At 53.2% G+C, this 21,433-nt stretch carries 20 protein-coding genes and 2 tRNA genes; 10 read left to right on the top strand and 12 right to left on the bottom strand.

Annotated elements, in window-relative coordinates; genetic code table 11:
• The first annotated feature begins 2 nt into the window (after positions 1 to 2).
• From cmoA to ETV65_RS09615, 3 genes are all read left to right on the top strand, one after another.
• Positions 3 to 746 carry a carboxy-S-adenosyl-L-methionine synthase CmoA gene (gene cmoA / locus ETV65_RS09625; protein ID WP_129952645.1) on the top strand — a complete coding sequence of 248 codons (744 nt, stop codon included), beginning with the start codon at positions 3 to 5 and terminating at the stop codon, positions 744 to 746.
• Complete coding sequence (gene cmoB, locus ETV65_RS09620) at positions 743 to 1,714, top strand: tRNA 5-methoxyuridine(34)/uridine 5-oxyacetic acid(34) synthase CmoB (protein WP_129952644.1); 972 nt, start codon at positions 743 to 745, stop codon at positions 1,712 to 1,714. The genes cmoA and cmoB overlap by 4 nt, the downstream gene beginning before the upstream one ends.
• Before the next feature lie 170 nt (positions 1,715 to 1,884).
• Complete coding sequence (locus tag ETV65_RS09615; protein ID WP_129952643.1) at positions 1,885 to 2,088, top strand: hypothetical protein; 204 nt, start codon at positions 1,885 to 1,887, stop codon at positions 2,086 to 2,088.
• Positions 2,089 to 2,476: 388 nt separating this feature from the next.
• On the opposite strand, the gene cutC is transcribed toward ETV65_RS09615, so the two are convergent.
• Positions 2,477 to 3,235, bottom strand: coding sequence for a copper homeostasis protein CutC (gene cutC, locus ETV65_RS09610; RefSeq protein WP_129952642.1), 759 nt, complete (start codon positions 3,233 to 3,235; stop codon positions 2,477 to 2,479).
• 113 nt (positions 3,236 to 3,348) lie between these two features.
• On the opposite strand from cutC, the gene ETV65_RS09605 reads away from it, so the two are divergent.
• Positions 3,349 to 4,497: a PatB family C-S lyase gene (locus tag ETV65_RS09605; RefSeq protein WP_129952641.1), complete on the top strand. Its 1,149-nt coding sequence runs from the start codon at positions 3,349 to 3,351 to the stop codon at positions 4,495 to 4,497.
• On the opposite strand, the gene ETV65_RS09600 is transcribed toward ETV65_RS09605, so the two are convergent.
• Positions 4,494 to 5,063, bottom strand: a complete 570-nt coding sequence (locus ETV65_RS09600; protein ID WP_165383724.1) for a VOC family protein — start codon at positions 5,061 to 5,063, stop codon at positions 4,494 to 4,496. The two genes, ETV65_RS09605 and ETV65_RS09600, sit on opposite strands and share 4 nt — an antisense overlap.
• 217 nt (positions 5,064 to 5,280) lie before the next feature.
• Between ETV65_RS09600 and argS the strand changes: the two genes are divergently transcribed.
• Positions 5,281 to 7,014: an arginine--tRNA ligase gene (gene argS / locus ETV65_RS09595; RefSeq protein WP_129952640.1), complete on the top strand. Its 1,734-nt coding sequence runs from the start codon at positions 5,281 to 5,283 to the stop codon at positions 7,012 to 7,014.
• A 66-nt stretch (positions 7,015 to 7,080) separates the two neighbouring features.
• On the opposite strand, the gene murJ is transcribed toward argS, so the two are convergent.
• From murJ to rimJ, 4 genes are all read right to left on the bottom strand, one after another.
• On the bottom strand, positions 7,081 to 8,616 hold the full coding sequence (gene murJ, locus ETV65_RS09590) for a murein biosynthesis integral membrane protein MurJ (RefSeq protein WP_129952639.1): 1,536 nt from the start codon (positions 8,614 to 8,616) through the stop codon (positions 7,081 to 7,083).
• Positions 8,617 to 8,820: 204 nt separating this feature from the next.
• Positions 8,821 to 9,732 (bottom strand): Gfo/Idh/MocA family oxidoreductase, encoded by a 912-nt coding sequence (locus ETV65_RS09585; RefSeq protein ID WP_129952638.1) that lies wholly within the window; start codon positions 9,730 to 9,732, stop codon positions 8,821 to 8,823.
• A 16-nt stretch (positions 9,733 to 9,748) separates the two neighbouring features.
• The gene (locus tag ETV65_RS09580) at positions 9,749 to 10,402 is read right to left on the bottom strand and encodes a YceH family protein (protein WP_129952637.1); all 654 of its coding nucleotides are present in this window, start codon (positions 10,400 to 10,402) and stop codon (positions 9,749 to 9,751) included.
• Between the two features lie 10 nt (positions 10,403 to 10,412).
• A complete protein-coding gene (gene rimJ, locus ETV65_RS09575; protein ID WP_129952636.1) occupies positions 10,413 to 11,000 on the bottom strand; it encodes a ribosomal protein S5-alanine N-acetyltransferase in 588 nt (195 codons plus the stop codon).
• 212 nt (positions 11,001 to 11,212) lie between these two features.
• On the opposite strand from rimJ, the gene mdtH reads away from it, so the two are divergent.
• From mdtH to ETV65_RS09560, 3 genes are all read left to right on the top strand, one after another.
• Positions 11,213 to 12,418, top strand: coding sequence for a multidrug efflux MFS transporter MdtH (gene mdtH, locus ETV65_RS09570; protein ID WP_129952635.1), 1,206 nt, complete (start codon positions 11,213 to 11,215; stop codon positions 12,416 to 12,418).
• A 165-nt stretch (positions 12,419 to 12,583) separates the two neighbouring features.
• On the top strand, positions 12,584 to 13,231 hold the full coding sequence (gene grxB / locus ETV65_RS09565) for a glutaredoxin 2 (protein WP_129952634.1): 648 nt from the start codon (positions 12,584 to 12,586) through the stop codon (positions 13,229 to 13,231).
• A gap of 143 nt (positions 13,232 to 13,374) precedes the next feature.
• Entirely contained in the window at positions 13,375 to 13,938 is a 564-nt protein-coding gene (locus tag ETV65_RS09560; RefSeq protein ID WP_129952633.1) for a lipoprotein, read from the top strand.
• Positions 13,939 to 14,013: 75 nt separating this feature from the next.
• Here ETV65_RS09560 and ETV65_RS09555 read toward each other — a convergent pair whose 3' ends face one another.
• The 4 genes from ETV65_RS09555 to ETV65_RS09540 all read right to left on the bottom strand — a co-directional run bounded on the left by ETV65_RS09555 (position 14,014) and on the right by ETV65_RS09540 (position 18,017).
• Positions 14,014 to 14,598 (bottom strand): molecular chaperone, encoded by a 585-nt coding sequence (locus tag ETV65_RS09555; protein WP_129952632.1) that lies wholly within the window; start codon positions 14,596 to 14,598, stop codon positions 14,014 to 14,016.
• Positions 14,599 to 14,658: 60 nt separating this feature from the next.
• Positions 14,659 to 15,399 carry a phosphatase gene (locus tag ETV65_RS09550; RefSeq protein ID WP_129952631.1) on the bottom strand — a complete coding sequence of 247 codons (741 nt, stop codon included), beginning with the start codon at positions 15,397 to 15,399 and terminating at the stop codon, positions 14,659 to 14,661.
• 69 nt (positions 15,400 to 15,468) lie between these two features.
• Entirely contained in the window at positions 15,469 to 16,410 is a 942-nt protein-coding gene (gene ghrA, locus ETV65_RS09545) for a glyoxylate/hydroxypyruvate reductase GhrA (RefSeq protein WP_129952630.1), read from the bottom strand.
• A gap of 125 nt (positions 16,411 to 16,535) precedes the next feature.
• A complete protein-coding gene (locus ETV65_RS09540) occupies positions 16,536 to 18,017 on the bottom strand; it encodes an oligopeptide:H+ symporter (RefSeq protein ID WP_129952629.1) in 1,482 nt (493 codons plus the stop codon).
• Positions 18,018 to 18,413: 396 nt separating this feature from the next.
• On the opposite strand from ETV65_RS09540, the gene ETV65_RS09535 reads away from it, so the two are divergent.
• A tRNA-Ser gene (locus ETV65_RS09535) sits at positions 18,414 to 18,503 on the top strand.
• Between the two features lie 195 nt (positions 18,504 to 18,698).
• Positions 18,699 to 18,788 (top strand) — tRNA-Ser (locus ETV65_RS09530).
• Positions 18,789 to 19,082: 294 nt separating this feature from the next.
• Here the strand turns inward: ETV65_RS09530 and astE are convergent.
• Positions 19,083 to 20,063: a succinylglutamate desuccinylase gene (astE, locus tag ETV65_RS09525; protein WP_129952628.1), complete on the bottom strand. Its 981-nt coding sequence runs from the start codon at positions 20,061 to 20,063 to the stop codon at positions 19,083 to 19,085.
• 20 nt (positions 20,064 to 20,083) lie between these two features.
• Positions 20,084 to 21,427: an N-succinylarginine dihydrolase gene (gene astB, locus ETV65_RS09520; protein WP_129952627.1), complete on the bottom strand. Its 1,344-nt coding sequence runs from the start codon at positions 21,425 to 21,427 to the stop codon at positions 20,084 to 20,086.
• Positions 21,428 to 21,433 lie beyond the last annotated feature (6 nt).

Genomic DNA, 21,433 nt, shown 5'->3' with positions numbered 1-21,433 from the left:
CTATGGCAAACCACGATAGATTGTTTTCTGCACCAATAGATAAGCTTGGCGACTGGACGTTCGATGAACGCGTCGCGGAAGTTTTCCCCGACATGATCCAACGCTCTGTCCCGGGCTATTCCAACATTATTTCGATGATTGGCATGCTCGCGGAGCGCTTTGTTCAGCCCGACTCCAATGTCTATGATCTGGGTTGTTCACTGGGTGCTGCCACGCTGTCGATGCGTCGTAACATTAAGGTGCCGGGCTGCCAAATTATTGCTGTCGATAACTCCCCCGCCATGGTGGAACGCTGCCGCCGCCACATTGACGCTTTCCGTGCAGATACGCCGGTGAGCGTGATTGAATCCGATATTCTGGATATCGGGCTGGAAAACGCCTCCATGGTGGTGCTCAACTTTACCCTGCAATTCCTCGAACCGGCAGACCGTCAGCGTCTGCTCAATCAGGTGTATCAGGGAATGCGACCGGGTGCGGCGCTGGTGCTGTCAGAAAAATTCAGCTTTGAAGACAAAGACGTCGGCGAACTGTTGTTCAATATGCATCACGACTTCAAGCGTGCAAACGGCTACAGCGAGCTGGAAATCAGCCAGAAACGCAGCATGCTCGAAAACGTTATGCTGACGGATTCCGTTGAAACCCATAAAGCCCGTTTGCATCAGGCCGGTTTCCAGCACACGGAAGTCTGGTTCCAGTGTTTTAATTTCGGCTCACTGATTGCACTGAAAGCCGGAGATGCAGAATGATTGATTTTGGTGATTTTTATCGCGTCATCGCTAAAGGGCCGCTGAGTCCGTGGCTCAATACCCTGCCCTCACAGCTAACCGCGTGGCAGAAAGAATCCCTGCACGGCAAATTTAAACTGTGGTTTAACTCCGTAGACCGCCTGCCGTTGCTGCAACCCGAGCGTCTGGATTTACTGCACGGCGTCAGCGCAGGTATGGAAATACCGTTGCCTGCAGGCCAGCGCGAAGGCATTGAAAACCTGCTGCGCAACATGATGCCATGGCGTAAAGGTCCGTTTTCACTGTACGACGTTGAAATCAATACCGAATGGCGTTCAGACTGGAAATGGGATCGGGTTCTGCCGCATATTTCATCCCTTGTCGGGCGGACGATTTTAGATGTCGGCTGCGGCAGCGGTTATCATATGTGGCGCATGATTGGCGCAGGCGCCCATCTTGCCGTGGGTATCGACCCGATGCAGCTTTTCCTGTGTCAGTTCGAGGCGGTGCGTAAATTACTGGGCGGCGATCAGCGCGCGCATTTACTGCCGCTGGGCATCGAACAATTACCCGAGCTGAATGCGTTTGACACCGTTTTCTCTATGGGCGTGCTGTATCATCGTCGTTCACCCTTAGATCATCTTCTGCAACTGAAAAATCAGCTGGTCAGTGAAGGGGAACTGGTGCTGGAAACACTGGTTGTCGAAGGGGATAGTGAACAGGTTCTGGTACCGGGTGACCGTTACGCACAGATGGGGAATATCTATTTTATCCCTTCCGCACCAGCCCTGAAAAACTGGCTGATTAAATGCGGCTTTGTCGATGTGCGTATTGCAGATGTCAGCGTCACGACATGTGAAGAACAACGCCGTACCGACTGGATGACCAGCGAATCTCTGGCTGAATTCCTCGATCCGCAGGATCCGACCAAAACCATTGAAGGCTATCCGGCACCGCGCCGCGCCTTGCTCATCGCCCGCAAGCCGTAATTTCCTCTCACCTCCGTCAGTCAGTCCCCTGTCTGCCGGAGGTTATTGCCCGCACTTAACCCACACTTTCAGTCGCGTTACGCTGTACATCCTGCAGTAAAAAGGTCTAACCTTTCAGAAGGCTATCGGTTGTGATGACAAAGATCGTCTTTCGCGTTACGGGAGGAAGTATGAAGTTCCCAAAAGGCAGCATCGTTAAACACGTATCAGGTGATATCAAAGGCACCGTGATGAATACCTTTGAATCAGAGCACAACATCGTGTCGTATTACGTTTCCTGGGAAGATGGCAGCAGCAGCCTGCACCAGGAAAACGAATTACACTGGGCAAATATTGACGTCGCGATAAAAATAAAAAACTTTTACGAGAAGTAGTCTCCCCCTGTCTGCCACAGCCCTTTGTAAAGCTTCGCATTTTAACGCTTTATCATTGGATTGATCCCTGGCATCTCGTGTATAAGTTCGTCCAGATCAATTTATCAGTACGCGAGTATTTCGTGGAGAAATCAATGCGCAGAAGAATTCGATTCCTCATGGACCGCGCCGTTATTGTTTTAGGTCTTTTTGTGATGTGCCTGGTGGTGAAAGCAGGAATGTTCGGTGTGGCGCTGCTGACCTGGGGCTGAAGTGTTTTGCCCGTCAGAAAAAGCGCCTCTGCAAGTGCTTTTAAGAGCATAAAAAAAGCCCCGCCAATATGACGGGGCCTGGTACTTGCGCAGGGCGACGCAATAAGGGTCGTGTGACCCGGTTAAATTTTTATTTATCACGCCGTGCGGGATATTTCATCGTCAAACTGCAATGTACTTTTCATTGCGGCAACAATATCGCCGTCCACGCAATAACGACTGAATTCATCAAAGTCCGTGTCAGAGCTCATCGTGACACCGGCTTTACGGTAGCGCATGGCGGATTTAACCTGACGTCCTGCTGAGCTGTGTAACTCGCTCAGCCCGATATCAACGAACTTCTGCAAATTCGTCAGGCGCACACCCGCGCCAGCCATAATGATTGGACCACGCGTTAGCTGATTCAGTTCCCGTAGCATCGGTAAACCGACTTCGGCATTTTGTTGTTGTCCGGAAGTCAGAATGCGCGCCACCCCTAACTGAGTCAATTGCTCCAGTGCAATCTTCGGATTCAGACACATGTCGAATGCACGATGGAATGTCACGGCCATATCACCGCACAGCGCCATCACTTCCCACATTCTCGCCATATCTATGTGCCCTTCCGCGTCCAGCATGCCGACAACCAGCCCCGGATAACCAAGATCGCGAATACAGGCAATATCACTTTTCAACACCTCAAATTCACTTCGGCTGTAGCAAAAGTCACCCCCCCTTGGACGGACAATCGGGTGTACAGGGATGGTCACTTTTTCCCTCGCCAGAAGGAGAGTGCCGTAACTCGGCGTAATGCCGCCGTCAGCCTGACTGGCGCACAATTCAACACGATCGGCCCCGGCCTGTTCTGCTGTCAACGCACAATCAACGCTGTAACAACACACTTCTAATTTAGTCATGTGATCTCTCCTGTTTACGGCATTATGCTACAACACTTGTCTGTAACCGGCCATGTCGCGTAGGCTTTGAGATGAGCATCCCCGCCCAACCTGCTTGCTTAGGAAAGCTAACTATGACACTCAATTTTGATTTATGGGTAGACCGCAGTCACAGTGATAGCGTTAAGTGGAATAAATACAATAATCAGGATGTGATCCCGCTCTGGGTGGCCGATACCGACTTTACTTCTCCACCACAGGTTATCAAAGAGTTGCAGCAACGCGTTGCAGAAGGCGTCTTCGGATATGGTTTTACACCGCCGGAACTGGTTGATTTAGTGGTAAAACGTCTGGCGGATCGCTACGAATGGACAATTAAGCCCGAATGGATTGTCTGGCTACCGGGTCTGGTGTGCGGATTAAACGTCGCCGTTCGCGCCACCGTGGCACAGCAAAATTCCAGTCTGATGCCAATGCCCATTTATCCGCCATTTATGCAGGCGGCTCAGTCTGAAGGCCGTCAGTTTAAATACATTAATGTAACTGAACAGCAACAGCGCTGGGTGGCCGATTTTTCCAGTGCCGAAAACGTACTCGATGGCAGCGAAAAGCTGCTGATGCTCTGCAACCCCTATAACCCCGGTGGCACAGTGTATCGTCGCGAGGAATTACTCGAACAACTGGCCTTCGCCCAACGTCACGATCTGGTGGTATGTTCGGATGAAATTCATTGTGATCTGATCCTCGAGCCGGGCCTGAAACATATCCCGTTTGCTTCCCTCAATGCCGATGCTGAGCAGCGTTCGATCACGCTCATGTCGCCGTCCAAAACTTTCAACCTGGCCGGTCTGGGCGCGTCGATGGCGATTATCCCTGACCCGGAACTGCGCCGGAAATTCCTTGAAGCCAGTAAAGGCATTATGCCGCACGTCAACATTCTGGCGTATGTTGCGGCAACCGCAGCTTATCGCGATGGCGAAGAATGGCTTAACGCGCAGCTCAGTTATCTGCGGGGTAACCGCGAACTGGCGACGACCAGAATCAACGCGATGCCGGGCTTACGCATGCTGGCACCGGAAGGCACCTACCTTGGCTGGATTGATGCCAGCGCACTGCCGGTGCAGGATCCTTACCGTTTCTTTGTCGAAGCCGGTGTTGGTTTCTCAGGCGGAGCCGATTTTGGCGCACCGGCTTACGTACGTATCAATCTGGGCTGCCAGCGCGCATTACTGGAAAAAGCGCTGGATCGCATGGATGCCGCCTTACTGGCGCTGCACCGTTAAGCCTCATCCCTTTCGCTGGCGACAATCGCCCGCAGGCTGTGCGGGTGAAATTTGATGGTCACAGATCCGTCGGTGACTGCCAGCGTCGGATTAGGCAAACGCTCGTTTTCCCCTTTTGGCGCACTTTGTTTCAGCTTAACACCGGGCGTCATCAACGCTTCATCGGCAATCAGCGCCAGCGCCCGTGTATATAATTCGTCTTCAGCCCCCGGCAGGACAATTTCAATATGTTCCCAACCTTCGTGCGGATAACGTTTATCGCCGGGATAAGGCAACTCGATCAGATCAATACTCAGCGGCCCGACCTGCACAGGTTCGTTCAGTGAGAACAGACAAATTGGCCGTCCGTTAATCAGGGTTTCATTCAGCAGGCTGCCACACTGTTCCAGCCCGGCTTTCCAGCGTTCCGCCGTGGTGTTCTGATGACAACGCACTGAAATATGATCCGCGTGAAACTCGCTCAGATTGATACGTAACTTTGCGGCGAACGCCGTCAGTACGCCGACAAAGCGCGGTAAATCATCAGCTAAATCCTGTAACTCCGGCACATGGTTCATGGCGGCCATCCTATCTTGTTTCAGTTTACGAATCTTCAGGGTCGGGTAATTTACACAGCCTTTCATCCGGTTGCCAGAGACAGGCCGCACAATCGCGCTTTCCTCAGCCCGGACGCGCGGTGATACTGACGTCGCAGGGCGAATATGATATAAACACGCATTATTTTAGGTTCGTCCGCATTGGGATGAACAGCAAACAACCACATTCCTAAATAAAGGTACTTCGGTGAATATTCAGTCACTTCTTTCAGATAAAGTCAGCCAGGCGCTGATCGCTGCAGGCGCCTCAGCCGACAGCGAAGCGCAAGTCCGTCAGTCCGCTAAAGCTCAGTTTGGCGACTATCAGGCTAATGGTGTTATGTCCGTGGCAAAAAAACTCGGCATGCCACCGCGACAACTGGCAGAGAAAGTCGTTGAACTGTTAGATCTGAGCGGGATTGCCAACAAAGTTGAAATTGCCGGACCGGGTTTTATCAATATCTTCCTGGATCCTGCTTTTGTTGCCGCGCAGGTAGACCACGCGCTGAGCGATGAAAAACTGGGCATCGCACCGGTAGAACCCCAAACTATCGTTATCGACTATTCCGCGCCAAACGTAGCGAAAGAAATGCACGTTGGCCATATCCGCTCCACCATTATCGGTGACGCTGCCGTACGCACCAATGAATTCCTTGGCCATAAAGTGATCCGCGCTAACCACGTTGGCGACTGGGGCACACAGTTCGGCATGCTGATTGCCTACCTGGAAAAAGTGCAAAACGAAAATGCCGGTGATATGAATCTGGCAGATCTGGAAGAATTTTACCGCGCGGCCAAGAAAAATTACGATGAAGACCCAGCCTTCGCTGAGCGCGCACGTGGCTATGTAGTGAAGCTGCAAGGCGGCGATGAATACTGTTTGCAGATGTGGCGCAAACTGGTTGACGTAACCATGAAGCAAAACCAGCTCACCTACAATCGCCTGAACGTCACCCTGACCGAAGACGATGTGATGGGTGAAAGCCTGTACAACAGCATGCTGCCGGGCATCGTTTCTGACCTGCAGGCCAAAGGTCTGGCCGTCGACAGCGAAGGGGCTGTTGTTGTTTATCTGGATGAATATAAAAATAAAGAAGGCGATCCGATGGGCGTCATCATCCGTAAAAAAGATGGCGGCTACCTCTACACCACTACCGATATCGCCTGCGCGAAATACCGCTACGAAACTCTCGGTGCTGATCGCGTGTTGTATTACATCGACTCCCGTCAACATCAGCACCTGATGCAGGCGTGGACCATCGCCCGTAAAGCGGGTTATGTGCCGGATTCCGTGGCACTCGAACACCACATGTTCGGCATGATGCTGGGTAAAGACGGTAAGCCGTTCAAAACCCGTTCAGGCGGCACGGTGAAGCTGTCCGATTTGCTGGATGAAGCCATTGATCGCGCACGTAAGCTGATCACGGAAAAGAATCCGGAAATGAAAGACACCGCTGAACTGGAAAAACTGGTGAATGCCGTCGGTATCGGCGCCATCAAATATGCTGACCTGTCAAAAAGCCGTACCACTGATTACATCTTCGACTGGGATAACATGCTGGCGTTTGAAGGCAACACGGCACCTTACATGCAATATGCTTATACCCGTGTGGCGTCTGTCTTTAAACGTGCCGATATTGACGTAAACAGCCTGACCCGGCCGGTTGTGCTAAGCGAAGAACGCGAAGCGGCGCTGGCAACCCGTTTGTTGCAGTTCGAAGAAGTGCTGACGGTTGTTGCCCGTGAAGGCACACCGCACACCATGTGTGCCTATCTGTACGATGTGGCAGGCCTGTTCTCCAGCTTCTACGAACATTGCCCGATCCTGAATGCAGAAGATGAAACCAGTCGCAACAGCCGTCTGAAACTGGCGCTGCTGACACAACGCACACTGAAAACCGGTCTGGATACGCTGGGTATCGAAACCGTAGAACGGATGTAACTCACGGCTGTGGATATTAAAAAAGGGCGCTCAGGCGCCCTTTTGTGTTTCTGAAATCTGCGTTAATCAGTCCAGCTTGCGGGCAAACTCTTTCACCCTAAAGCCCAGCAGGCCAAGCACCGCAAAGTATGCCACCACCCCGACAGCGACCACTGCCGCCAGACGTGCCAGACGATACGCCATTCCGCCCACATCCCATGCAGGCATCAGCCACATCATGCCGAGCAATGCGGCTGACATCGCAACCACTGCCACGATCAGCTTGATCAGGAACACTCTCCAGCCAGGCTGCGGCTGAAAGATATCCTGCTTACGCAGTTGCCAGTAAAGCAGGGAGGCATTCAGACAGGCGGCCAGCCCGATCGACAGGGAAAGCCCCGCGTGTTTGAGTGGCCCGATAAAGGCCAGGTTCATGACCTGCGTCATCAGTAACGTAATGATGGCAATTTTCACCGGTGTTTTGATGTCCTGACGCGAATAAAAGCCCGGTGCCAGCACTTTCACCACGATCAGTCCCATCAGTCCGACGGAATAGGCCACCAGCGCACGTTGCGTCATCGAAGCATCAAATGCGCTGAATTTGCCATACTGGAATAATGCCACCGTAAGCGGTTTAGCCAGAATACCCAGCGCGACAGAACTTGGCAGCGCCAGCAGGAAACACAGACGCAAGCCCCAGTCCATCAGGCGATTATATTCACCATGATTACCGCTGGAGAAACTTCGCGCCAGTGAAGGCAGCAGAATAGTGCCGAGCGCCACGCCCAGTACACCGGAAGGAAACTCCATCAGACGGTCAGCGTAATACATCCATGACACAGAACCGGAGACCAGAAACGATGCGAAGATGGTATTGATAATCAGTGAAATCTGGCTGACAGAGACACCTAAGATAGCAGGCCCCATCTGACGCATCACACGCCACACACCGGCATCTTTCAGATTCAGACGAGGCAATACCAGCATGCCGATTTTCTTCAAATGCGGAAGCTGATAACCCAGTTGCAGCACTCCCCCGGCCACCACAGCCCAGGCCAGTGCCAGCACCGGCGGGTGGAAATACGGCGCAGCAAACAATGCAAAACCGATCATGCTGACGTTCAGGAAGGTCGGCGCAAAAGCCGGGATCGAAAATCGGTTCCAGGTGTTCAGTATCGCCCCGACCAGGGATGCCAGGGAAATCAGCAGGATATACGGGAAGGTGATCCGCAGCAGCGAACTGGTGAGGGCAAATTTGTCAGGAGAATCCACAAAGCCCGGGGCAGTAATATAAATTACCCAAGGGGCTGCGATCATGCCCAAGACGGTGACAATCGCCAGAACCAGCGTCAGTAATCCCGAGACATATGCAATAAAGGTGCGGGTGGCCTCTTCGCCCTGCTGAGTTTTGTACTCAGCCAGAATCGGCACAAAGGCCTGTGAGAATGCACCTTCTGCAAAAATACGGCGCAATAAATTCGGGAGTTTAAACGCCACAAAAAAGGCGTCGGTGACCATTCCGGCGCCAAATACACGAGCCACAATGGCATCGCGGGCAAAACCTAATACACGTGAAAACATCGTCATAGAACTGACGGCTGCCAAAGATTTAAGTAGATTCATGTCGCTTTCTTGTTTACCGGTTTACATGTATATCAAATAGTTAAACCATCACGGCTGCATCAGCAACGTGAAAGAGGAACCCGCATGGCTCAAAGATGCGCTTAGTCTACGCATCCGCCATACAATAGCCACCGGCAGTTGTTTTATGTTGTTATAGAGTGTTAACCGTGCCATCCCGCGCGGTTTTCCTGTTAAGAATTCAGGTTAAGAATCCAGAATTTTGCCGATCATTGCCTGCGCATAAATTGCCTGCTCGCCGCTGGTTTCCGGCGTCGTCTGGTTACTCACGCAGGACACGAAGTGTTCAATAGCACCGACAAATCCGCGCTGCGCCAGCGTACTTTGCCAGCCCGGTACCGGCAGTTGTGTGAGAGTATCCTGCTGTTCTTCCCGCCAGATTTGCATATTATCCAGCTGATAGACTGCGCCGTCAGCCACTGCCTGCACGCTCTCACGGAAAGTCCCTGCCCGGCGGTGCATTGATGTCGTCACCAGCGTCTCGCCACAGAGGAAATGATGTTCGCCGTACAACATCTGATTGGCTTCGTTAATCTGAATCAGACCGCTTTCCAGGCTGGCATTGCCCCCGGCCAGCCACAGCGCGGTATCCACCACGTGCAGATAATCGTCCAGCAAGGTGAAACGCAGGTCATTTGGCCCGACGCTGTCGGTCCGGTGTTTGTCCATGCGCACGGACGCCGGATTTTGCATCTGTTGTTTTAACTGGCGGTACAGCGGCGCAAAGCGGCGGTTGAAGCCGACCATCAGCGTTTTGCCCACTTTGTCAGCCTGTTCAACCAACTGCTCGGCCTGCTTAAGTTCAGCGGCCAGCGGTTTATCCACGTACACATGCACACCCTGCGCCAGCAGTTGACTGACCACCTCAAAGTGGCTGGCGGTACTGCTGTGCACAAAAACGGCATCACACTGCCCCGCCAGTTCATCCATGCGCGAAAAATTCGCCATGCGGTAACTGTCGCAAACGGCCTGTGCTTTTTGCTGATTGGGCGAAAAACCGCCCACCAGCGTCCAGTTTTGGGCATGACTGAGCACCGGCAGATATGCTTTTTGCGCGATACCGCCCAGCCCGATCACTCCGATACGTAATTTACTCACCGCACGCTCCTTTTCATTAATCGGCCAGATGCTGCAACAAATTTTCCAGACGCTGTTTCAGCTCCGCAACGTCGGCTTCCAGCGTTTCCACGCGCGCGGCGAGATCAGCGCTTTCCGGCGCAGCGCTGAACGGCGGTTCTTCGGCGCTGCTGGCCACGTTGCTGACTTCTCCGCTGAACAGATGCATATAACGGCTTTCACGCTTACCCGGTTCACGCGCCAGACGCACGCAGAACGGGCCGTCTTCACGGTTTGTCAGTTCAGTCAGCGTTTGCTCAACTTCAGCGACGTCTGAGAAATCATGCAGACGGTTAGTGCGGGTTCGCAGCTCGCCCGGTGTCTGCGCGCCACGCAATAACAGCGTGGTGACAACCGCCACTTCCTGCGGAGAAAATTTAAGATTACCGAATTCGGAATTACAAAAGCGGTGCTCATACTTCATGGTACGTGAGCCGCTCAGGGTACGGATGATGTGTTTACGCAGCAGTAAATCCAGCGTTTGCTGAACGTCACTTTCACTCAGTTCCATTACCGGCTCGCGGTTGGTTTTCTGATTGCAGGCCGTCGTCAGGCCGTTAAGTGTCATCGGATACTGTTCTGGCGTAGTGAGTTGTTTTTCCAGCAAACAGCCCACGACACGGGCCTCGCGGGCGCTGAGTTCGTGTTTCATCGTGCTCTCCTTATCGGGACGGGGGTGTCCATTCGTGCCAGGTTAATGCTGTCAGCACGTGATCCTGCCATTTGCCGTCAATCAGCAGATAGTCTTTGGCATAACCTTCGCGTTCAAAACCGAGACGTTCGAGCAGCTGACCACTGCGTTTATTGTGCGGCATGTAATTGGCCATGATGCGGTGCATTTTTTGCTGGCGTTGCATATAGCGGATCAGGGACTGCAACGCTTCCTGCATCAGGCCTTTGCCTTGCCATTCCTGTCCAAGAGAATACCCGAGGAAACAGGCATGGAAAGAACCGCGCAGCACGTTGCTGAAGTTCGCCACTCCCATAACGCGATTTTCATCAGGGTCGAGCAAAATAAAATAATATGCACTGCCCTGTTTTTGCATCTCGGTAATCAGCCCCAGACGCGCCTGCCAGCCTGAGGGATAACAATGGCTTTCATCCCTGACCGGTTCCCACGGTTTCAGAAACGCGCGGTTCTCAGCGTAGTATTCAGCCAGCCGGTGTGCATCACGATCATGAACCAGGCGCAGGACCATCCGGTCAGTGGTAAGCCGTACCTTTGGCACGGCAGATTTGTAGCCAAACATCCCTTCCCTCCACATTCCGCATGGGTCGATAAATAGAATTTATAGGAAACGACAGATCATCGCTAATTCTGCCAGTCAGAACGCGGCTTGACGATAAAAAAATATTATCAATAGCGCCCTATCTAAATGCCTGTTTCCGGTTCAGACTGGAACGGTCTTTTCTCCTTTCTGTATCTGCCGGACAGGATACATATAATCGCTCATGGTGAAGCATGTCTCTGGTATCACAAGCTCGGAGCTTGGGTAAGTATTTTCTGTTATTAGACAACGCGCTGGTGATTTTAGGCTTTTTCGTGGTTTTTCCGTTGATCTCGATCCGATTTGTCGATCAGCTTGGCTGGGCAGCAATGGCCGTTGGTCTGGCGCTCGGCGTTCGTCAGCTTACGCAACAGGGATTAGGCATTTTTGGCGGGGCGATTGCTGACCGGTTCGGGGCGAAACCCATGATTATCAGCGGCATGTTATTGCGTGCTGCAGGATTTGCCGCGATGGCGATGGCCGATCAACCGTGGATCCTGGTTTGTTCGTGTATTCTCTCCGGCCTTGGCGGCACGTTATTTGATCCGCCGCGCACCGCGCTGGTGATCAAACTGACCCGTCCGCATGAACGCAGCCGTTTCTTTTCTCTGATGATGATGCAGGACAGCGCAGGCGCCGTTATTGGCGCCCTGATCGGCAGCTGGCTGCTGCAATATGATTTCCATTACGTTTGCTGGACCGGAGCCGCAATCTTCTGTCTGGCCGCTGCCTGCAACGCCTGGCTGTTACCGGCTTACCGCATTTCCACCCTGCGTACGCCGATGCGCGAAGGCATGATGCGCGTATTGCGTGACCGCCGTTTTCTGGCCTACGTCCTCACGCTCACCGGTTATTACATGCTGACTGTTCAGGTGATGCTGATGCTGCCGATTGCGGTCAATGATGTCGCAGGCAGTCCGTCAGCGGTGAAATGGATGTACGCCATCGAAGCCGTGCTGTCGCTGACGCTGTTATATCCGATTGCCCGCTGGAGTGAAAAACGTTTCCGTCTTGAGCAGCGCCTGATGTTCGGTCTGCTGATCATGGCACTGAGCCTGCTGCCGGTCGGGCTGGTCACCTCAATCAACCCGCTATTGTTGCTGATTGGCTTTTTCTACATCGGCTCCATCATTGCTGAACCGGCCCGTGAAACCCTCGGTGCCTCTCTGGCCGATGCCCGCGCGCGTGGCAGCTACATGGGCTTCAGCCGTCTCGGGCTGGCTCTCGGCGGCGTCATCGGTTATACCGGTGGCGGCTGGATGTACGACACCGGCCGTGCGCTCGAATTGCCCGAATTACCGTGGTTATTACTCGGTGTTGTCGGCTTTATCACCCTCACCGGTTTGTACTGGCAGTTCAACCTGCGCCGCATCGAACCCGCCATGCTCAGCGGCAACTGATCCCTGTCATTCACACCGCGCTTTCGCCAGCGCGGTTTGATCTCACTGACATCTGTAACCATACTGGCTTTACTATATCGGGAAATCGGGAAGAATCTGAACCTACATCCGGCAGTTTTCATGCACCCTACAGGTCACCGCCGGCGATAACAGGAGCTAAGTACTATGAGACTTTACATTTACGAACATTGCCCTTTCTGCGTGAAAGCCCGCATGATTTTCGGTTTGAAGAACATCCCCGTTGAGATCAAGGTGCTGCTCAATGATGATGAAAAAACACCCGTATCAATGGTCGGTAAAAAAATGGTGCCCATCCTGCAAAAAGAGGATGGCGGCTTCATGCCTGAGAGTATGGACATCGTGCACTACATCGACAAAAGTGACGGTAAACCCCTGCTGACCGGGCCGCTGAATGCGTCAATTGCCGCCTGGCTGCGGCAGGTGTCCGACTATACCGGACGTCTGCTACTGCCACGCTTTGCCGCCGCGCCGCTGGAAGAATTCTCCACGCCGGCAGCACGTAAATATTTCTCCGATAAAAAGCAGGCCGCCAGCGGCAGTTTTGAGGAGCATCTGCAGCATTCTGAGGGGCTGGTGAAAAAAATCAGTCAGGATCTGCGCGCACTCGACAAACTGATCGTTGAGCCTAACGCCGTGAACGGTGAGCTTTCCGAGGATGATATTAATCTGTGGCCGTTACTGCGTTCACTGTCGATCGTTCAGGGTATTGACTGGCCTTCGCGGGTTCAGGCCTATCGCGATAATATGGCCAAGCAGACCCAGGTTAACTTATTAACACGCTTAGCAAGTTAAGCCTTTGCAGCCGGAAGTGCGCTTCCGGCTATTTTTCCTTTTCTTCCCCTCGTTCAGCACTTAGGCTAATCAGCGTTGTCTGATTGGCGCGATACCGCATTGCGGTCATGCTGAGAAAATAGTTTTTACGTAATGAGGGAAGAATGACAAAGCGATTTATAGGAGCCGCCGCACTGATTTGCGCCAGCCTGCTGGCAGGCTGTAATCAGCTGACGCAGTACACCATCAGTGAGCAGCAGGTGAATGATTACCTGCAAAAAAACAACAAATTTGAAAAACAGTTGGGTGTTCCTGGCCTGGTGGATGCCAAACTGGTGCTGACCAATCTCAGCAGCCAGATCGGCCGCGCTGAACCCGGCGTCGTGACGCTGACCGGGGATGCACATGTCGATATCTCCTCACTGTTCGGGCCGCAAAAAGCCGATATGCACCTGACCCTGAAAGCGAATCCTTCTTATGACCGCGAAAAAGGCGCTATTTTCCTGCGGGATATGCAGGTGACGGATTACACCATCAAGCCTGAAAAAATGGATAACGTGATGAAAGGTCTGATGCCATACCTGAACAATTCACTGAACACCTATTTCAACCAGCGTCCGGCTTATGTGCTTAATGGCGATCACAGTAAAGGCGAGGCGATGGCGAAGAAACTGGCGAAAGGGATAGAAGTGAAACCGGGGCAACTCGTCATCCCCTTCACTGATTAATTTCAGCTAAAGAGCCACCATGAAAAACCCGGCGTGATGACCCACCGCCGGGTTTTTTATGTTCTTCGCCAGGGGTTACTGATCGTCTTCTTCAGCGTCATCCAGATCGGGTGGCAACTGTTCCTGCAATTCATCACGCATGACCTGCAAGGCTTCGCGGCTGATTTCAGACAAGGTACGATAAAAACCGCTGGTCGCATGCGCTTCCACTTTACCGAGGAATTTACCGCACCACGGGAAAAGCAATTCATCGAACAGCGCGATTTGCGCACCCACTTCATCCTCCTGCGACTGATCTTCCAGCCAGGACGCGGCCAGTAACATGCCACCAAAATGATCGGCAGGTGTTTCACCTAAAGGCATTCCGCGCTGTTGCAGGAATGTGCGCACATCCATTTCATTTGCGCCCTCAACGTAATCACTGCGGAATGGCGAAACTGCGCATTCTGAACCGACAAACAGACGGTTAAATTCAGCGGCCAGTGCTTCCGGACTGGCACTTTCCTGTAAGCGGATCAGCAACGCATCCTGTTCCAGCGGCCAGTGTTCACGCAGCTTCCCATCCTGAATCAGACCAAACAGCGGAACCAGTAACGGATCCTGCGGCTGGCGATAAAATAAGGTGCCCAGCACGCGGCAGACAATCGAAAATTCATTCATAACAGTAACCTGATCAGACAATGAAAAGGGTTTATCACCCGCACGTTGGCCGCGACAATGTCACAGTTCGCTTAATTCAGCAATGGGCGCACGGCCACGGGCCTCAAGAAAATCGAGGAAACGACGCGGGCTGACGTTAAGAATACGGTCTTGCGGAAAATCAATTTCGCGCAGAATACGTTCACAATGTTCAAAGCCACCGAGCGAATAGGCGATATGCGAATCCGACCCCAGCGCCAGCCAGCCACCGGCTTCTTTTACGGCCAGCGCAATGGCGCGACAATTGGGTTCACTGCCCACACGCGAATGGATGAACGACGAATTATTCAGCTCCAGGGCCACATTATATTTTGCGGCAGCGGCTGCCACCGCCGGAATATCAATCGGGTATTTCGGGTTGCCCGGATGCGAAATAATATGCACTTCACCTCCCGCCATTGCCGCAATCACCGCCGCGGTATGGGTTTCTTTATCGACAGGCTGCATCACCGGCTCATGGAAACCGGCGATAATCACGTCAATTTCTTTGAGCATCGGGCCGGTGCAATCGATATCGCCATGAATATTCTTAATGTTCGATTCAATACCGCGCAGAATGCCGATGCCATTCACCAGACGCGGCCACACCCGCATATTCATAAAATGCCAGTAGTGCGGCGCATCAGCCATATCAGGGCCATGATCGGTGATGGCAAACAGCCTGATGCCCTTTTGTACTGCTTCATCGATGTAATCATGCAATGTACTGTAGGCGTGTGTGCTGGCAACCGTGTGCATGTGTAAGTCAACCGGGTACGGCATGTGCTCTCCTTGAAAATCTTCCGCTGCGGCAAAAATAACCGCAGCATTTATCATGTTAGCAGATGAATATCAGTAACCCCGACCGGGATCGACGCGGCCTGTCGGCTCGCGCCCCGCTTCTATCGCCAGAATATTACTCACGATGCTGTCCATCGCCTGCTCCGGCAAGGTGTCAGCACCGACGTGTGGCGTAATGCTGACACGCGGATGCGACCAGAACGGGTGCATGGCCGGTAACGGCTCTTCGATGAAGACATCCAGCGTGGCAGCCGCAATCTGGCCGCTGTCGAGGGCGCGTAACACATCACCTTCCACCAGATGTCCGCCACGGCCAAGGTTAATCAGGTACGCATTATGCGAAAGATTTGTGAACAGTTGATGATTGAGAACACCGGCGGTATGCGGGGTATTGGGCAACAGATTGATCAGCACTTTGCAGCCGCGGGCAAACCCCGCCAGTTGATCGTCCCCATAGAAACTCGCCACACCTTCCAGTGACTTGGCGCTGCGGCTCCAGCTGCGTACCGTAAACTGCATGTCCACGAGTGCCTTCGCCACGCTGCTGCCGAGCACGCCGGCACCGAGAACACCAATGGTGAATTCACTGCGTGAATGCGGGGCAAGCGGGTGCCACTGCTTTTGTTGCTGGAACAACTGATATTCATCCATCCGGCGAAAATAACGTAATACCGTCGCCAGCGCATATTCCTGCATCTGCAAAGACATGCCGGTATCTTCAAGGCGCAGCAATGGCACACCGGCTGGCAGTGTGCCCGGATGGCGCTGTTCCTGCGTTAGGATAGCGTCAACGCCAGCCCCCAGTGCGAAAATGCCTTTCAGCATAGTGCGGGACGCAAGCATAGCGCTCGGCGGCCGCCAGACCAGCGCGTAATCCGCCGGGTCATGATCATCAGCATTCCACACGCGGATACTGGCCTGCGGTAATCTTTTTGTTATGCCGTCAATCCAGGGTTTTGCATCAGATGTAGGGTGGTAAAAAATAATGTTCATCGGGGAAGCCTCCTGTGAGCAGATAGATTTCCCTGAATATCATCGTGATGCAACCCTGTGACGTAAAAAAGAACAAGCCCCGGAATTCGGGGCTTGTGAAGCGACTGTCGGATACTGCGAATAAATCAGGCGCCCGCCGGCTCGCGGTGGATCATCCGGCGCAGCAGCGGGATAAGTACCAGCAGTACCACACCTGTGATAACAGACCCCCAACCCAGCACGTTAAACACCTGGCTGTAGCCCGGATTGGTCAGTACCGGTGTACTGCCTGCGTTTTGCGGCATCAGCCCGGAAATGTAACTCGCCAGCACCGACGCCACACCGGTCACCATCATCCAGCAACCCATCATGACGCCCTGATAACGCGGCGGAGCCAGTTTGCCAATCATTGCGTAACCGATCGGGGAAATCAGTAACTCACCGATACTTTGCAGCAGATAGCTGATCGCAATCCATTTAAACGCCACCAGACCGTCGCCGCCCGCCAGATGGATCCCCAGCGGTAACACCAGCATCCCAAGTCCCATGCAAAATAATGAGGCAGAGAATTGCGCAGGAATATCAATGTTCCAGCCGCGCTGACGCAGGCGGTTGAACCACAGTGCCATCAGCGGACCGCCGATCACGATAACCACAGTATTAATGTTCTGGATCCACTGCGGTGCCACGCGGATACCGTACACATTGAGGTTAATATTATTTTCAGAGAACAGCATCAGCCCCATCGGAGCCAGCTGATACAAGGTCCAGAAAACCAGCGAACCGAGTGCCAGCAGCAGATATGCCTTCATGCGGCGGCGTTCACCGGCATCACGATGGCGGAATGTCACCAGCGTCATCAGCGCGAAAATCACCATACCCAGTGCGACCACAAAATAACTGCTGAATTCTGCGTGCGTCAGCAACATGCGGATAACCGGAACCAGCACAATCAGAATGGCTATACCGATCGCCATCCGGCGCAACAACTGGCTGCGGCTGGCTTCTTTCAGCGGCGTGCTGATGTCGGCCAGAATCGACCAGCGGGAGAGTGTCACCACAACTGCCGCGACATTACCTAACGTGGCGAACAAAAACAGTGCGCGGTAATTTTCGCTGAGCTGGAAATAACCGGCGACCGCAAAACCAATAAAGAAGCCGAGGTTCATCCCGGCATAATTCCACAGGAAGGCCGATTCACGGCGGTCATCGTCCGGCGCAAACCGCTGGGTCAGCATCATGTTCAGGCAGGTCACATTCAGTCCGCTGCCGGTCAGGAACATGGCTAATCCCCAGTACAACCCGGTCACGCCTTCCAGCGCAATCAGCGCACAGCCAAAGACCTGCAACACCATGCCGAGTACGAAAAGATTGCGGTTACTAAGATAACGTCCGCCGAGGTAGCCACCGAACATATGCAGCCCGTAGTTGAAGGCACCGAACACGCCCATGATGGCGTTGGCATTATCTTCACTGAAGCCGAGTTTTTTGGTGGCATAAAGTACCAGTGTGGAATACAGCACAGCAAAGCCGAGCGTTGCGAACGTCTGAACAAAAAATAATGTGCCCGCACCGGCAGGTATGGCGGTCCGGTGCTGCGATCCGACCGTGTTATTTGGCTGACTCAAGAATGCCCCCTGTCTTTATGTGATAAATAAACGCTGCTTCAAATGGTGACCTGTACAGTTTTTATGCGAAGCATTTTTTCAGAGTGCATTGTTATACCGCTACCGGAGATGATTACCACAACATATCTTGCTATTTAGCGGTAACAAAAAGTGTTTGCGGGATAATTGTGCTTCTATGCAGAAGCGCTACTTATTTATGCATTTTGATAAGTCATTTTAATCACCGTGCGTCATCAGATCCCGGCTGTACATCCTTAAGGCATTTTTTGTTCTTTAAATCATCAGATTGTTCTAAGTTTGTTTAAATGGCATCGAACCGGTAAAAGAGAGTTGACGGTGAGACTACTTTTCCCTACATTAGCGCCGGTCAGCAGCACTGCGGTGCAGCTGGCGACTGGAGAGGTGTCTGAGTGGCTGAAGGAGCACGCCTGGAAAGTGTGTATATGAGCAATCGTATCGAGGGTTCGAACCCCTCTCTCTCCACCACATTAAACAAAAAAGGTTCTGATGAAAATCAGAGCCTTTTTTGTTTCGGGCGCTTCAAAAACCCGGCGACCACGGCATTATTTCCGCTGAACAGACTCTGAGCACCTGACACAAAACGCTGAAAATTTTCTTGACCCTTCGCGGCTGTCTCCCTATAGTAGCGCCCCGTTGCAACGCTCGCGCTGTAACGAACACGGTGAGGTGTCTGAGTGGCTGAAGGAGCACGCCTGGAAAGTGTGTATACGAGAAATCGTATCGAGGGTTCGAACCCCTCTCTCACCGCCAAATTAAAGAAAAAGGGTTCTGATGAAAATCAGAACCCTTTTTCTTTTGGGGTGGTGCATGCCGGGGCGGTTTTGCTGGCAGGCAACATCATTCCCTGCACACACCTCAGCTTCTCGTGCCGCTATGAATACCCCCTTCGCAGGGGAAGGAGCAAGAAAACCCACCCGAGATTTAGCATGGGACAAGCAAGAAAACCTGTTCCATTTCTTCGCAGCTGGAAAAAAACTCGAGCGGCTCCCTACCCTGCGAAGGGGTGGGGTGGGGTTTTAATGGCAACTACATTGCTTTTACTCATCACATTTTCACCAGCATCAGCCCTGCCCTTAACCCCAGCGCAACGTTCGGGTTCGGGAACAGCACGACTTCTTCCTCTGCTTCCACCTTGTAAGTTTTGCCGCTTTCTTTTGCGATCACAAAACCCTGCCTGAACGCCGTAAAATTCAACGCATCAGCCGGTATAAACAGCTGAAAATCGTCCTGTGAGCGGATCACATCCTGCACCACGCGGTAATGCACCAGCGGCGCGGCAGCTTCGCGTGCGGGCAACGGTTGGCCGCTGACCAGCGCTTCCAGCGCACGGCGGATACCGGTGAACTGCGTGTGGTCGTTACTGCCAAACGGCAGCGCTTTGCCCAGTTCCAGCGTGCAACTGTCGGCCTGAAAAACCTCGCTGCTAAAGTGCGTGAATGTCCCTCCGGGCGAACGATGATGCACCAGCGCATCCAGCCCGGCGGCGTCGAGCCACGCAAGCATCGCTGCGCTTTTCGCTCGCGTCTGTAACGGCAATAACCCGAAACGCACATGCTTTGAACCACGGATCGCCGTGTGCAAATCATAGTGGAATCGCTCAGTTGTCCCTGCGGCGGTGGCGCTGCGATAAAACAATGCCATCACCTGTTCAAGTTCCTGCGCCCGGCGGGTTTCATTATCAGGTGTATAACGCGCGTGACGTCCGCCAAACATACGGTTCATATCGGCGCCGGTAAACCGCTTATTGATACGCATTGACGGCGGATTGCCCAGTAATACCAGCAACCGGACCCGCAACAACCTTTCACCTGACAGCAGTTCGCTGACCAGTTGATTAAGCAGTTCAACAGGCGCAGTTTCATTACCGTGAATACCGGCAGAAATCACCACCGCCGCCTGACAGGGCTGACGCGGTGAAAGCTCAAGAATGCCTTCGCCGCGCCATTGCCAGTCCAGCGTTTCGGTTTGTCCTGCAGGTTCAGTCACCGCGTCGCCGGACAGCGTCGTCGCCAGTAAATCAAACATACCTTCACTCCTGTGATGGCTCAGCGCTGGAACGGATAAATCGCACCCAGCCCGAGAATAGTCGTCAGCTCGTCGAGCGCAGTGCGCACTTCGGTCAGAAGCTGCGGATCAGCCAGATCTTTGGCCTGCATCCGGTCACGATAATGCGTATCCACCCAGGTATTAAGCCGCGTGAACTGGTTGTCGTTCATCAGCGAAGCCACATTGATGGCATTAAGTTCGTTGCGGTTGAGCGCCACACGCAGACGCAGACACGCCGGACCACCGCCGTTGCGCATGCTTTCGCGCAGATCAAACACTTCAAGCTGATCGACCGGACCACCGCTGTCTTTCAGTGCAGAAAGATACGCCCAGACGCCGATGTGCTGGCGGGATTCTTCCGGCACCACCAGCAGCATTTTGCCGTCGGATTTGGTCAGTAACTGGCTGTTAAACAGATAGGTCGCGACCGCATCGTCGAGAGATACTTTCGACTGCGGCACTTCAACCGGGCAGAAATCCAGCTCAAGCGCCGCCATTTTGCGGCGGATTTCCTCCAGCGCTTTGCCTGAATTGACAAACGCCTGCTCGTGATGGAAAAGCACGTTACCGTTACTGACAGAAATGACGTCATTATGGAAAACGCCGCTGTCAATGGCTTGCGGATTTTGCTGAATAAACACCGTGCGTTTTTCATCAAGCTGATGTAAACGCGCCACGGCGTCACTGGCTAAACGGGTCTGGCGTGCCGGATAACGCACCGGTTCGTTCCCGCCGGTCGCCAGCCCGTCACGTCCGTAAACAAACACCTGCACCCCGGGTTTATCGTACGCACCACATAACCGGTTGTGATTCGCCGCGCCCTCATCCCCCAGCGCAGCCACCTGCGGCAGCGCATCATGATGAGCAAAATATTTATCGGCATGAAAGGTCGCGCGCAAAATGGCAGACGTGGTTTCTGCCTCAATGGCCCGGTGGAATTTATTGTTCAGGTTGGCGACCGTGAAATGCACACGCCCGTCCGCGCTGTCGGCTGAAGGCGACACCGTGGCCGCATTGGCTACCCACATGGAAGACGCCGAACTCAGTGACGACAGCAAACGCGGCGAATAAGCCTGCGCTTTGGCCAGCACCTCCCGATCGCTGCCACCAAAGCCCATTTTTCGCAACGTGCTCAGATGCGGACGTTCGTGGGGTGGCAAAATGCCCTGCGCAAAACCCAGGTCAGCCAGCGCTTTCATTTTCAGCAAGCCCTGTTTTGCCGCCAGACGCGGATTCGCCACCGTATCCTGGTTTTTAGTCGAGGCTTCATTGCCAAACGACAACCCGGCGTAATGGTGCGTCGGGCCAACTAATCCGTCAAAATTTGCTTCACATCCAGACATTCCTGT

It is taken from the genome of Rahnella sp. RFA10(1/100), assembly GCF_004195115.1.
Classification (GTDB): Bacteria; Pseudomonadota; Gammaproteobacteria; order Enterobacterales; family Enterobacteriaceae; genus Rahnella; species Rahnella perminowiae.
This window is presented reverse-complemented; position numbering and strand designations above follow the sequence as displayed.

Bases quoted from the DNA above. Each gene is read 5' to 3' on its own strand.
- ETV65_RS09600 (WP_165383724.1), bottom strand. From the start codon at position 5,063: ATGGCCGCCATGAACCATGTGCCGGAGTTACAGGATTTAGCTGATGAT.
- ETV65_RS09605 (WP_129952641.1), top strand. From the start codon at position 3,349: ATGACACTCAATTTTGATTTATGGGTAGACCGCAGTCACAGTGATAGC.
- cmoA (WP_129952645.1), top strand. From the start codon at position 3: ATGGCAAACCACGATAGATTGTTTTCTGCACCAATAGATAAGCTTGGC.
- ETV65_RS09580 (WP_129952637.1), bottom strand. From the start codon at position 10,402: ATGAAACACGAACTCAGCGCCCGCGAGGCCCGTGTCGTGGGCTGTTTG.
- murJ (WP_129952639.1), bottom strand. From the start codon at position 8,616: ATGAATCTACTTAAATCTTTGGCAGCCGTCAGTTCTATGACGATGTTT.
- cmoB (WP_129952644.1), top strand. From the start codon at position 743: ATGATTGATTTTGGTGATTTTTATCGCGTCATCGCTAAAGGGCCGCTG.
- astB (WP_129952627.1), bottom strand. From the start codon at position 21,427: ATGTCTGGATGTGAAGCAAATTTTGACGGATTAGTTGGCCCGACGCAC.
- mdtH (WP_129952635.1), top strand. From the start codon at position 11,213: ATGTCTCTGGTATCACAAGCTCGGAGCTTGGGTAAGTATTTTCTGTTA.
- rimJ (WP_129952636.1), bottom strand. From the start codon at position 11,000: ATGTTTGGCTACAAATCTGCCGTGCCAAAGGTACGGCTTACCACTGAC.
- ETV65_RS09555 (WP_129952632.1), bottom strand. From the start codon at position 14,598: ATGAATGAATTTTCGATTGTCTGCCGCGTGCTGGGCACCTTATTTTAT.
- astE (WP_129952628.1), bottom strand. From the start codon at position 20,063: ATGTTTGATTTACTGGCGACGACGCTGTCCGGCGACGCGGTGACTGAA.
- ETV65_RS09550 (WP_129952631.1), bottom strand. From the start codon at position 15,399: ATGCCGTACCCGGTTGACTTACACATGCACACGGTTGCCAGCACACAC.
- grxB (WP_129952634.1), top strand. From the start codon at position 12,584: ATGAGACTTTACATTTACGAACATTGCCCTTTCTGCGTGAAAGCCCGC.
- ETV65_RS09615 (WP_129952643.1), top strand. From the start codon at position 1,885: ATGAAGTTCCCAAAAGGCAGCATCGTTAAACACGTATCAGGTGATATC.
- ETV65_RS09560 (WP_129952633.1), top strand. From the start codon at position 13,375: ATGACAAAGCGATTTATAGGAGCCGCCGCACTGATTTGCGCCAGCCTG.
- ghrA (WP_129952630.1), bottom strand. From the start codon at position 16,410: ATGAACATTATTTTTTACCACCCTACATCTGATGCAAAACCCTGGATT.
- cutC (WP_129952642.1), bottom strand. From the start codon at position 3,235: ATGACTAAATTAGAAGTGTGTTGTTACAGCGTTGATTGTGCGTTGACA.